Source organism: Curtobacterium sp. MR_MD2014, from assembly GCF_000772085.1.
Lineage (GTDB): Bacteria > Actinomycetota > Actinomycetes > Actinomycetales > Microbacteriaceae > Curtobacterium.
Genome location: NZ_CP009755.1, coordinates 1,445,203 through 1,456,921 on the forward strand (window position 1 = coordinate 1,445,203; position 11,719 = coordinate 1,456,921).

The following is an 11,719-nucleotide window of genomic DNA, read 5'->3' on the forward strand; positions in this document are numbered from 1 at the left end:
GAGACGACGAAAGCGACGACCATGCAGAACACCCAGCGCCCCTCCGGGATGCCGATCCACAAGTACGTTCCCTTCCACGAGCAGATCCGCGTCGACCTGCCCGACCGCACCTGGCCGACGAAGCGCATCGACCGGGCGCCTCGGTGGTGCGCCGTGGACCTCCGCGACGGCAACCAGGCCCTGATCGACCCGATGGACTCCGAGCGCAAGCGGGCCATGTTCGACCTGCTCGTCCGGATGGGCTACAAGGAGATCGAGGTCGGCTTCCCGAGCGCATCGCAGACCGACTTCGACTTCGTCCGGTCGCTCATCGAGGACGGCGCGATCCCGGACGACGTCACGATCCAGGTGCTGACCCAGGCGCGTGAGCACCTCATCGACCGCACGTACGAGGCGATCGACGGGGCGAAGCAGGCCATCGTGCACCTCTACAACTCGACGTCCATCGTCCAGCGCGAGGTCGTCTTCCGCACCGACGTGCAGGGCGTCGTCGACATCGCCGTCGCGGGCGCCCGGATGTGCAACGCGGCCGAGGCCCGGCTGCAGCACGGCACGCAGGTGTTCTACGAGTACTCGCCCGAGTCCTACACGGGCACCGAGCTCGAGGTCGCGGCGCAGATCTGCAACGCCGTGCTGGAGGTCTTCGAGCCGACCCCCGACCGCAAGGTGATCATCAACCTCCCGGCGACGGTCGAGATGGCCACGCCCAACGTCTACGCCGACTCGATCGAGTGGATGTCGCGCAACCTCGACCACCGCGAGGACGTCATCCTGTCGCTGCACCCGCACAACGACCGCGGCACCGCCGTCGCCGCCGCCGAGCTCGGCTACATGGCCGGGGCGGACCGCATCGAGGGATGCTTGTTCGGCAACGGCGAGCGCACCGGCAACGTGGACCTCGTCGCCCTCGGCATGAACCTGTTCACGCAGGGCATCGACCCCGAGGTCGACTTCTCGGACATCGACCAGGTCAAGCGCACCGTCGAGTACTGCAACCAGCTGCCGGTGCCCGAGCGGCAGCCCTGGGCCGGCGACCTGGTCTACACGGCGTTCAGCGGTTCGCACCAGGACGCCATCAACAAGGGCTTCGAGGCGATGCAGGCCAAGGCCTCCGCCGCGGGGAAGTCCGTCGACGACATCGCCTGGGCGGTGCCGTACCTGCCCGTCGACCCGAAGGACATCGGCCGCTCGTACGAGGCCGTCATCCGCGTCAACTCGCAGTCCGGCAAGGGCGGCGTCGCGTACCTGCTCAAGACCGACCACGCGATCGACCTGCCCCGCAAGCTGCAGATCGAGTTCTCCGGCGTGGTGCAGCAGCGCACCGACACCGAGGGCGGTGAGTTCTCGTCCGACCGGATCTGGGACCTGTTCCGCGACGAGTACCTGCCGGCCGACGACGAGTCGGACAAGTGGGGCCGGTACGAGATCACGAAGACGGCGACGTCGAGCGACTTCGACGGCACCACGGAGCTCCACGTCGCGATGCGTGTCGACGAGGGGTCCGTCGCCGCCGATGCAGTCGGCACCGGTCCGGTCGACGCGTTCCTCACCGTCATGCGGGAGCAGGGCGTCGCGGTCACGCTGTACGACTACTCCGAGCACACGATGAGCGCCTCGGGTGACGCGAAGGCCGCCGCCTACGTCGAGCTCGACGTGGACGGCACCCGGCTGTGGGGCGTCGGGATCGACGCCGACATCGCGACCGCCTCGCTCAAGGCGATCGTCTCCGCGGTGAACCGGGCCGTGCGCGCCGGGGCCGCGACCGGGACGCCGGAGCTGGTCACGGCGTAGGACGCCAGCGCTCTCGGGAGGCGCGGTGCGGGTCCGTCCCACACCGCGCCTCCCGTCTGTGGACGTGTCGTCGACCGGGCGGATCCCGTCACGCTCGGTGTCGTCCGGCGACGGGATCTGCCCGCCGGACGGAACTCACGCGGTGTGTCGTGCCCGCTCGGCGCCGACCGGACAGGACGCCGACGACCGGTCGTCGCGCGGCATCGGCGGTGCCGCGAGCGGGTGGATTCCGTCACGCTCGGCGTCGTCCGTCGACGGCGGTGCGTCGAGCGGGCGGGTTCGGTCACGCTCGGCGTCGCCCGGCGACGGCGGTGCGTCGAGCGGGCGGGTTCGGTCACGCTCGGCGTCGTCCGGCGCCGGGATCTGCCCGCTCGGGAGACCGCGCGCGGCGCGTCTCGCTCGCTCGGCGCTCGGCGCTCGGCGCTCGTAGCTCGGGAGACGCCGCTCCGCGCTCGGCGCCGGCCTCGCCGCCGGCACCCGGTGTCAGCGCCGCGGGGGATACTGGGGCAATGCCGCTGTACCGGGACGAGTGCGTCGTGCTGCGCACCCACAAGCTCGGCGAGGCCGACCGCATCGTCACCATGCTGAGCCGGCAGCACGGCAAGATCCGGGCGGTGGCCAAGGGGGTACGGCGCACGGCGTCGAAGTTCGGGTCGCGACTCGAGCCGTTCATGGTCGTCGACGCGCAGTTCTACGAGGGTCGGTCGCTCGACATCGTCACCCAGGCCGAGAGCCTCGGCTCGTACGGTGCCCAGATCGTCACCGACTACGGCGCCTACACGGCGGCCAGCGCCATGGTCGAGACGGCGGACCGGTTGAGCGAGGCGGACGCCGGGCTCCAGCAGTACCTGCTGCTCGTCGGTGCCCTGCGCTCACTGTCCAGGCACGAGCACGTCGTCAGCGCCACGCTCGACTCGTACCTGCTCCGGGCGATGAGCATCGCGGGGTGGGCGCCGTCGTTCGGTGACTGTGCGGTGACGGGGGAGCCCGGGCCGCACACCGCCTTCGTCGTGCAGCTCGGCGGGGTGGTGGCGGACCGTGCAGCGCCGCCCGGGACGCCCCGGCTCGACACCGACACGCTCGGCCTGCTCGGGGCACTGCTCGCCGGGGACTGGTCGACCGTCGACGCCTCCGACGAGCGGACGCGGTCGCGGGCCTCCGGCGTGGTGGCGGCCTACGCCCAGTGGCACCTGGAACGATCGCTCCGGTCACTGCCCCACGTGGACCGCAGTGAACACCCCGCTCCGGTCGCACCGACCCCCGGTGGGGTTCCGGCAGCCGTGGCCGCCACCCCGGCGCCCGCCGTGCCCGTCACGTCCGATCACGAAGGAACACCTGCATGAGCCCACGCCGGTCCGCGTCCGAAGCCGTGTCCGAGGGACTGCGACCCGTCGACTGGACGGGGGAGCAGCCGCCGGCGATCCCGGCGCAGTTCGTCCCGGAGCACGTGGCGATCGTCATGGACGGCAACGGCCGCTGGGCGAACCAGCGTGGCCTGACGCGGGTCGAGGGGCACAAGGCCGGCGAGGCCTCGCTGCTCGACGTCGTCGCGGGCGCGATCCAGATCGGCGTCAAGCACGTGTCGGCGTACGCGTTCTCGACCGAGAACTGGAAGCGGTCGCCGGACGAGGTCCGCTTCCTGATGGGCTTCAACCGCGAGGTCATCCATCGCCGTCGCGACCAGCTGCACGCGTGGGGTGTCCGGGTGCGGTGGGCGGGCCGGCGACCCCGGCTCTGGCGGAGCGTCGTCGACGAGCTGCAGACCGCGGAGCGGATGACCGCCGACAACGACGTCTGCACCCTCACGATGTGCGTCAACTACGGCGGGCGGAACGAGATCGTCGACGCGGTCCGGGGCATGGCCGAGGACGTCGCCGCCGGTCGGATGAAGCCGAGCCAGGTGACGGAGAAGGCCCTGGCCAAGCGGCTCTACGTGCCCGAGCTGCCCGACGTGGACCTGTTCCTGCGGAGCTCGGGCGAGCAGCGGACGTCGAACTTCATGCTGTGGCAGTCCGCGTACGCGGAGATGGTGTTCCTCGACCAGCTCTGGCCGGACTTCCGCCGCACCGACCTGTGGGGAGCGATCGAGGAGTACGCGCGCCGCGACCGACGCTACGGCGGCGCGGTGGACGCACCGACCGCCTGACGGGAGGCCCGTGGCGGCGCCGCCACGGGCCTCCCGTCCGACCCGCGGCCGGCCGGGCGGCCGTCGGTGCCGACACGAGACCCGTGCCACGGACAGCGCGCCGCGCCTCACGTGAGCAGGTGCGCCACCCCACGGACCGCCTCCAGCGCCGCCCGCACGCTCGGCACGCGGTCCGCGCCGCGGGCGACCACGACCTCGACCCGTCGTGCCAGCGCGTCGTCGGCCGGCGTGACCGCCACACCGGACGGTACGACGGTGGTCGACAGCGCCAGCCGGGGCAGCAGGGCGACGCCGAGTCCGGCCGCGACCAGCCCGACGACCGCCGCGGCGTTGTCGGTCTCGAGCACGATCTCCGGCGTGAACCCGGACGCCGCGCACGACGCGAGCAGGTGCCCACGGCACCGCGGACAACCGCCGATCCACCGGGCGTCCCGGAACGCGGCGAGGTCGGCTGCCCGGTCCCCGGGCGGCACCGCACCCGCGGCGGTGACGAGCGCGAGCGGATCGCGCCCGAGCACGCGCGTGGTCAGGGTCGGATCGTTCGCGGAGTCGTCCTGCAGTGCATGCGAGAAGGTCAGGGCGACGTCGACCTCGCCGCGCCGGAGCAGTTCGACGGCCTCGGGGGGCTCGGCCTCGACGTACGACGTCACCACCCCGGGGCTGTCCGTCGCCAGCGCCGCGAGCACCGGGGGCACGAGGGTCGACGACGCGCTCGGGAAGCCGGCGAGCCGCACCCGCCCGCGGGCGAGACCGCCGACCGCGTCGAGGTCCTCTCGTGCTGCGGCCAGGGCCGCCTCGACGTGCAGGGCGTGGTCGGCGAGGACGCGCCCGGACTCCGTCAGGGTCGCACCGCGGCCGCCGCGGAGCACGAGGTCGTGCCCGAGCCGCTGTTCGGCGCGTGTGAGCAACTGGCTGACGGCGGGCTGGCTGTAGCCGAGCGCCGCGGCCGCACGGCTGATCGACCCGCCGTCACGCACGGCGAGCAGGACCCGGAGCAGCTGCGGTTCGATGGACTCCACAACACGATGTTATGGGTCCCCGAAGAAGCCTGCCCTGGCGTGATGGCGCCGGCCGTCGGAGCCTGGGGGCATGGACTCCTTCGTCGACGGATCGGGCTACCTCGCCGCCTGCACCGCCGGGCTCCCCACGCTCGGCACCCTGGCCGCACAGCGGGCGGACCTCGACGCGTGGTCGCGCGCCGCGACCTCGCCCGCGACGTACGGCGCCCTGGTCGAGGAGGGCCGTGCGCTCTTCGCGGGCATCGTCGGCGTGGACGCCGCACGGGTGGCGACGGGGTCGCAGACCTCGGCGATGGTGGCACTCGTCGCTGCGTCACTGCCGGACGGTGCCGAGGTCGTCGTCCCCGACGGCGACTTCTCGTCGATCGTCTTCCCGTTCCTCGTGCAGGCGCACCGCGGCGTCACGGTCCGCAGTGTCCCGCTCGAGCGACTCGCCGACGCCGTCCGCCCGGGCACCGCGCTCGTCGCCTGGTCCGCCGTGCAGTCCGCCACCGGCGTGGTGACCGACCCCGCCCCGGTCCTCGACGCGGCGCGCGCCGCCGGTGCCCTCACCCTCTGCGACCTCACCCAGGCCGCGGGCGTCCTGCCGGTGTCCGCCGCGCCGTTCGACGTCACGGTCACGCACGCCTACAAGTGGTTGTGCGCACCGCGCGGCGTCGCCTTCGCGACGTTCTCCGATGCGGCGCTGGAGCGCGTCCGCCCCGTGCAGGCCGGCTGGTACGCGGGAGCGGACGTCTGGTCCTCGTGCTACGGCCCGACCATGCAGCTCGCCGACGACGCCCGCCGTTTCGACGTGTCCCCGGCATGGCAGGCGTGGCCGGGGGCGGTCGCCGCCCTGCGACACCTCGCGTCCGTCGACGCCGGTTCGGCCTGGAGGCACGCGACCGGTCGCACGGACCGGCTCGCCGACGCGCTCGGGACGCCCCGGTCCGGTCAGGCGATCACGACCTTCCCCGACCCGGACGGGTCGGCCCTCCGCGCCCTGACCGCGGCGGGGGTCACGGCGAGCGGACGGGCGGGCCGGCTGCGCCTGGCCTTCCACCTGTGGAACGACGACGCCGACGTCGACCGGGTCGTCGCGGTGCTGGGCGCGGTGGAGGGGTTCCGTCCCGCGGGGTGAGCCGGGCCGTCCACGGGTGCCGCGACCGGCGTCCGTCGGTCGCCTCGGGGCCGGTACGCTTGCCCGGTACCGTTCCCGCACCGGGCACCCAGTCCGGCGAACTCAGGAGTCCTCTTGGCACCGTCCTCCCGTCTCGACAGCGTCATCGCCCTGGCCAAGGGCCGTGGCTTCGTCTTCCAGTCGGGGGAGATCTACGGCGGATCCCGCTCCGCGTGGGACTACGGGCCCCTCGGCGTCGAGCTGAAGGAGAACATCAAGCGCCAGTGGTGGCAGCGGTTCGTCCGCGGCCGCGGCGACATGGTCGGCCTCGACTCCGCCGTGATCCTGCCCCGCAAGGTGTGGGAGGCCTCGGGTCACGTCGCCACCTTCACCGACCCGCTCGTCGAGTGCCTGCACTGCCACCACCGGTTCCGCGAAGACCACCTGCTCGAGGCGTTCGAGGCGAAGAAGGGTCGAGCGCCCGAGGGCGGCATGGCCGAGGTGCCGTGCCCGAACTGCGGCACCCGGGGCGAGTGGACCGAGCCGCGCGAGTTCTCCGGCATGCTCAAGACCTACCTCGGCCCGGTCGAGTCCGAGGAAGGGCTGAACTTCCTCCGCCCGGAGACGGCGCAGGGCATCTTCGTCGACTTCGCGCAGGTCGTCACGACGAGCCGCATGAAGCCCCCGTTCGGCATCGGCCAGGTCGGCAAGGCGTTCCGCAACGAGATCACGCCCGGCAACTTCATCTTCCGCACGCGCGAGTTCGAGCAGATGGAGATCGAGTACTTCGTGCCGCCGGCCGACGTCGACACCCACTACGAGCAGTGGATCGCCGACGCGGTGGCGTTCTTCACCGACCTCGGCATCGACCCCGAGAACCTGCGACGCTTCGACGTGCCCGACGGCGAGCGCGCGCACTACTCGGACGCCACCGCGGACATCGAGTACCGCTTCGGGTTCGCCGGCTCCGAGTGGGGCGAGCTCATGGGCGTCGCGAACCGCACCGACTTCGACCTGAACAACCACATCGAGTCGTCGGGCAAGGACCTGCGCTTCTTCGACCAGGCCGCGAACGAGAAGTACGTGCCGTACGTCATCGAGCCGTCGTTCGGGCTCACCCGTGCGCTCATGGCGTTCCTGCTCGACGCGTACCACGAGGACGAGGCCCCGAACGCGAAGGGCGGCGTCGACAAGCGCACCGTCCTGCGCCTCGACCCGCGGCTGGCGCCGGTCAAGGCCGCGGTGCTCCCGCTGTCCCGCAACGAGCAGCTGTCGCCGGTGGCGCGCGGGCTCGCCGACGACCTGCGGAAGCACTGGAACGTCGACTTCGACGACGCCGGCGCGATCGGTCGTCGCTACCGTCGCCACGACGAGATCGGCACGCCGTTCTGCATCACGGTCGACTTCGACACGCTCGACGACAAGGCGGTCACGGTGCGTGAGCGCGACACCATGTCGCAGGAGCGCGTCTCGCTCGACCAGCTGCAGGGCTACCTGGCGCAGCGCCTCCTCGGCGCGTAGCGCGCGCGGCTGCTGCGGCAGCACCTGCCGCTGCCGCTGCCGCGGTCAGCGATCGCCGGTGCGACCTGCCGCTGCACAACCGAAAGCACCCCGAACCACGGAATCGCGTTGTTCGGGGTGCCTCTCGTTGTGCACGGCGCACGAGACACGGCGCACGAGACACGGTGCGCGAGGAGCGGGTCGTGACCGCGGGAATGCGCGGGCAGGGGCCGGGCTTGCACCTCGTGTGAACGAGTCTGTGAAGGTCGATGTCTGGTCGGACATCGCATGCCCCTGGTGCTACATCGGCAAGCGGAAGTTCGAGGCCGGCGTCGCCGCGTTCGCCTCCTCGCCCGAGGCCCAGCCGGTCGAGGTCGAGTACCACTCGTTCGAGCTGAGCCCGGACACCCCGGTCGACTTCGAGGGCACCGAGGCCGAGTTCCTCTCGCAGCACAAGGGCCTGCCGGTGCAGCAGGCACAGCAGATGATCGACCAGGTCGCCGGCATCGCCTCGTCCGTCGGGCTGCACTACGACTACGACGCACTGCGCCACACGAACACCGTCAAGGCGCACCAGGTCATCCACCTGGCGAAGCAGCACGGCAAGCAGCTCGAGATGGTCGAGCGCCTCTTCACCGCGTACTTCGAGCGCGGCGAGCACGTCGGACAGGACGAGTCCCTGGCCGACCTCGGCGCCTCGATCGGTCTGGACCGCGACGAGGTCCTGGCGACCCTGCGCGACGACGCCCAGCTCGCCGCCGTCCGGGCCGACCAGGCCCAGGCGCAGGCGTTCGGGATCAACGGCGTCCCGTTCTTCGTCATCGACGGCAAGTACGGCGTCTCCGGCGCACAGGACCCGGCGGCGTTCGAGCAGGTGCTCCGCCAGGTCGTCGCGCTCCGCGACGTGACGCCCGAGGAGCTCGCGGCGCAGCAGCAGCGTGCCGCGGACGACGCGACCGCGGACGCGGAGGCGACCCGGTGACCGGCGTGACGACGACCGGCCCGGTCGAGCCGGGCCTCCAGGCCGACGACCGGGAGGCGCGACCCGCCCTGCTCACGCTCGTCACGCCCGGCGGTGCGCCGGTCTGCGAGGGTGACAGTTGCTTCGTCCCCGGTGCCGAGGGCGACTGGACCGAGGTCCCCGACTGAGCCGTCCGCTAGCGGACGGGCTCCTCATCGGTGATGTCGGCGACGGTCGCGTCGTAGGCGGCGACGAGCGCGTCGCCGTCGACGAAGGCACTCGCGCCGTGCCGGCCGGCACCGAGCGCGATGCGGCGGCCCAGGACGCGTTCGTCGGCGTACACCGGCAGGTCGCCGGTCGCGCCGATCGGCGTGATCGTGCCGCGCTCGTAGCCCGAGGCCTCGAGCGCGGTCGCTGCGTCGGGCATCGACAGCTTGTTGACGCCGACGACGGTGCGGAGCTTCTTCCAGGCGATGCTGCGGCCGCCCGGCACCAGCGCGAGCAGGAAGCCACCGTCGTGACGCTTGACGACGAGCGTCTTCACGATGTCGCTCGGGTCGATGCCGAGCAGGGCGGCGGCACCCTCGAGGGAGTCGGCGGCGGGGCGCTGGACGACGTCCACCGCGAGCCCTCGGGCGGCGGCGTCGGCGTCGAACCGGGCGATCGCGGAGTCGGTCATGTGGAGAACGCTACCGGCGCGGACACGCGTGGGAGAATGGAGCACGTATGACGATCACCGACGCGCCCACCACGGCGCCCCGCACGGCGAAGCCCCTGCGCATCGGCCCCATCGAGGTCGAGGCGCCGGTCGTGCTCGCGCCGATGGCGGGCATCACGAACATGGCCTACCGCCGGCTCTGCCGCGAGTACGGCGCCGGACTCTACGTCTGCGAGATGATCACCTCGCGGGCGCTGGTCGAACGGACTCCGGTGTCGATGCAGCTCATCCAGCACCACGAGTCGGAGACGCCGCGGTCCATCCAGCTGTACGGCGTCGAGCCGAACACCGTGGCCGAGGCGGCGACGATCCTGGTGGGCGAGGACCGCGCCGACCACATCGACCTCAACTTCGGGTGTCCGGTGCCGAAGGTCACGCGGAAGGGCGGGGGAGCGGCCCTGCCGTGGAAGACCGACCTCTTCAAGGACCTCGTCGAGAAGACGGTCAAGGCCGCCGGCGACGTCCCGGTCACGGTGAAGATGCGCAAGGGCATCGACGCCGACCACCTGACCTACCTCGACGCGGCACGCATCGCCCGCGACGCCGGTGTCGCCGCGATCTCGCTGCACGCCCGCACCGCGAACGAGCACTACTCGGGGCAGGCGGACTGGTCCGCGATCGCCACGTTGAAGGAGACGATCACCGACATCCCGGTGCTCGGCAACGGCGACATCTGGTCCGCCGCCGACGCCCTGCGCATGGTCGACGAGACCGGCTGCGACGGTGTCGTGGTCGGCCGCGGATGCCTGGGTCGGCCGTGGCTGTTCGGCGACCTGGCGGCGGCGTTCCGCGGTGAGGACGTGCGCGCGATGCCCTCGCTCGGCGACGTCGCGACCGCCTTCCGTCGACACACCGAGCTGCTCGTCGAGTTCTTCGGGTCCGAGGACCACGGGTGCCGCGACGCCCGGAAGCACGTCTCCTGGTACTTCAAGGGGTACCCGATCGGCGGCGACGTCCGCTCGGCGCTCTCCATGGCCTCGAGCCTGCAGGAGATCGACGACCTGCTCGGGCAGCTCGACTGGTCGGCGCCGTACCCCGGTGCGGACGTCGAGGGCCCGCGAGGCCGCGCCGGGCACCCGAAGCGCACGGCGCTGCCGGACCGCTGGCTCGAGTCGCGCGACGTGGACGCCGAGTTCCGCAAGGTCCTCGCCGCCGCCGAGCTGCACCACAGCGGCGGATGAGCGCCACCGCCTCGTACGGGCCGGCCGACGCGGAACGCTGGCTGCCCGAGACCCACGGCAACCGTCGCTCCGACTTCGCCCGGGACCGCGCCCGCCTGCTGCACTCGAGCGCGCTCCGACGCCTCGCCGCGAAGACCCAGGTGCTCAGCCCGACCACCGGACTCGACTTCGCCCGCAACCGCCTGACGCACTCGCTCGAGGTCGCGCAGGTCGGGCGCGAGCTCGCCGACTCCCTCGGGCTCGACCCCGACGTCGTCGACACCGCGTGCCTGGCGCACGACATCGGGCACCCGCCGTTCGGGCACAACGGCGAGACCGCCGTGAATGCCTGGGCGGCGGACATCGGCGGCTTCGAGGGCAACGCCCAGACGCTGCGGCTGCTGACCCGCCTCGAGCCGAAGGTCTACGGCGACGGACCCGACGACGAGCGCCCGTACGGGCTCAACCTGACCCGGGCCTCGCTCGACGCGAGCTGCAAGTACCCGTGGCCGGCGGCGCAGGGCGTCGCCGAGGCATCTTCGGGGCGCACCAAGTTCGGGTTCTACGACGACGACCACGACGCCTTCGCGTGGCTCCGGCGCGGTGCTCCGCGTCGGCAGCGGTGCATCGAGGCGCAGGTCATGGACCTGTCCGACGACATCGCCTACTCGGTGCACGACTTCGAGGACGCCGTCGTCGCGGGCTTCATCGACGTCGCGGCCCTGGGCGACCGGGTCGGCGAGAACGACATCGTCACCGCCATGCACGCCTGGGTCGGGTCGGACCTCAGCCGTGACGAACTGCTCGAGGCCTTCGACCGGCTCCGGTCGCTGCCGCTGTGGATGACGTCGTACGACGGGTCGCGGCGGGACATGGCGCGGCTCAAGAACCTCACCTCGCAGCTCATCGGACGGTTCGCGCGGACGGCGACGGCGGCAACTCGCGAGTCCTACGCGTCCGGGTCCCTCGTGCGGTTCGCGGCCTCGGTCGTCACCCCGCCGGAGATCATCGGCGAGATCGCGGTGCTCAAGGGCATCGTCGCGGCGTTCGTCATGACCCACGGCGACCGGCAGCCCGTGTACGAGGACCAGCGTCGCGTGCTCACCGAGCTGCTCGACGCCCTGGCGGCGACGGGCAGTGCGGACCTCGAGCCGGGCTTCGCGGCGGACTGGCGTTCGGCGTCCGACGACGCCGGGCGGTTGCGGGCCGTGGTCGACCAGGTCGCGAGCCTGACGGACCAGGGGGCGCTGGCGTGGCACAAGCGACTCGTGGTGGGGGACCGGGAGACGACGCACATCGCGGTCTGACGCCGGCGTGCGAGACGC

General features: G+C 72.2%; 11 protein-coding genes. 9 read left to right on the top strand and 2 right to left on the bottom strand.

Annotated elements, in window-relative coordinates; all coding sequences use genetic code 11:
• The first annotated feature begins 21 nt into the window (after positions 1 to 21).
• From leuA to NI26_RS06655, 3 genes are all read left to right on the top strand, one after another.
• Complete coding sequence (leuA, locus tag NI26_RS06640) at positions 22 to 1,791, top strand: 2-isopropylmalate synthase (RefSeq protein WP_066653887.1); 1,770 nt, start codon at positions 22 to 24, stop codon at positions 1,789 to 1,791.
• A 509-nt stretch (positions 1,792 to 2,300) separates the two neighbouring features.
• Entirely contained in the window at positions 2,301 to 3,134 is an 834-nt protein-coding gene (gene recO / locus NI26_RS06650) for a DNA repair protein RecO (protein ID WP_066653894.1), read from the top strand.
• On the top strand, positions 3,131 to 3,937 hold the full coding sequence (locus NI26_RS06655) for an isoprenyl transferase (protein ID WP_066653897.1): 807 nt from the start codon (positions 3,131 to 3,133) through the stop codon (positions 3,935 to 3,937). Before recO ends, NI26_RS06655 begins: the two co-directional genes overlap by 4 nt.
• 107 nt (positions 3,938 to 4,044) lie before the next feature.
• Here NI26_RS06655 and NI26_RS06660 read toward each other — a convergent pair whose 3' ends face one another.
• Positions 4,045 to 4,956: a LysR family transcriptional regulator gene (locus tag NI26_RS06660; RefSeq protein ID WP_066653900.1), complete on the bottom strand. Its 912-nt coding sequence runs from the start codon at positions 4,954 to 4,956 to the stop codon at positions 4,045 to 4,047.
• A gap of 70 nt (positions 4,957 to 5,026) precedes the next feature.
• Between NI26_RS06660 and NI26_RS06665 the strand changes: the two genes are divergently transcribed.
• From NI26_RS06665 to NI26_RS16830, 4 genes are all read left to right on the top strand, one after another.
• Positions 5,027 to 6,076, top strand: coding sequence for an aminotransferase class V-fold PLP-dependent enzyme (locus NI26_RS06665; RefSeq protein ID WP_066653903.1), 1,050 nt, complete (start codon positions 5,027 to 5,029; stop codon positions 6,074 to 6,076).
• A 114-nt stretch (positions 6,077 to 6,190) separates the two neighbouring features.
• Positions 6,191 to 7,576, top strand: a complete 1,386-nt coding sequence (locus tag NI26_RS06670) for a glycine--tRNA ligase (RefSeq protein ID WP_066653905.1) — start codon at positions 6,191 to 6,193, stop codon at positions 7,574 to 7,576.
• A 226-nt stretch (positions 7,577 to 7,802) separates the two neighbouring features.
• On the top strand, positions 7,803 to 8,537 hold the full coding sequence (locus NI26_RS06675) for a DsbA family oxidoreductase (RefSeq protein WP_066653907.1): 735 nt from the start codon (positions 7,803 to 7,805) through the stop codon (positions 8,535 to 8,537).
• Complete coding sequence (locus NI26_RS16830; RefSeq protein WP_158407743.1) at positions 8,534 to 8,704, top strand: hypothetical protein; 171 nt, start codon at positions 8,534 to 8,536, stop codon at positions 8,702 to 8,704. Before NI26_RS06675 ends, NI26_RS16830 begins: the two co-directional genes overlap by 4 nt.
• Positions 8,705 to 8,712: 8 nt before the next feature.
• On the opposite strand, the gene NI26_RS06680 is transcribed toward NI26_RS16830, so the two are convergent.
• Positions 8,713 to 9,195: an aminoacyl-tRNA deacylase gene (locus NI26_RS06680; RefSeq protein WP_066653909.1), complete on the bottom strand. Its 483-nt coding sequence runs from the start codon at positions 9,193 to 9,195 to the stop codon at positions 8,713 to 8,715.
• Positions 9,196 to 9,242: 47 nt separating this feature from the next.
• Here NI26_RS06680 and dusB point away from each other — a divergent pair, with 47 nt between their 5' ends.
• Entirely contained in the window at positions 9,243 to 10,415 is a 1,173-nt protein-coding gene (gene dusB, locus NI26_RS06685) for a tRNA dihydrouridine synthase DusB (protein ID WP_066653911.1), read from the top strand.
• Positions 10,412 to 11,701, top strand: a complete 1,290-nt coding sequence (locus tag NI26_RS06690; RefSeq protein ID WP_066653914.1) for a deoxyguanosinetriphosphate triphosphohydrolase — start codon at positions 10,412 to 10,414, stop codon at positions 11,699 to 11,701. The genes dusB and NI26_RS06690 overlap by 4 nt, the downstream gene beginning before the upstream one ends.
• Positions 11,702 to 11,719: the final 18 nt, after the last annotated feature.

Coding starts and splice junctions, on each gene's coding strand:
- NI26_RS06665 (WP_066653903.1), top strand. CDS start 5,027: ATGGACTCCTTCGTCGACGGATCGGGCTACCTCGCCGCCTGCACCGCC.
- NI26_RS06690 (WP_066653914.1), top strand. CDS start 10,412: ATGAGCGCCACCGCCTCGTACGGGCCGGCCGACGCGGAACGCTGGCTG.
- dusB (WP_066653911.1), top strand. CDS start 9,243: ATGACGATCACCGACGCGCCCACCACGGCGCCCCGCACGGCGAAGCCC.
- NI26_RS06655 (WP_066653897.1), top strand. CDS start 3,131: ATGAGCCCACGCCGGTCCGCGTCCGAAGCCGTGTCCGAGGGACTGCGA.
- leuA (WP_066653887.1), top strand. CDS start 22: ATGCAGAACACCCAGCGCCCCTCCGGGATGCCGATCCACAAGTACGTT.
- recO (WP_066653894.1), top strand. CDS start 2,301: ATGCCGCTGTACCGGGACGAGTGCGTCGTGCTGCGCACCCACAAGCTC.
- NI26_RS06680 (WP_066653909.1), bottom strand. CDS start 9,195: ATGACCGACTCCGCGATCGCCCGGTTCGACGCCGACGCCGCCGCCCGA.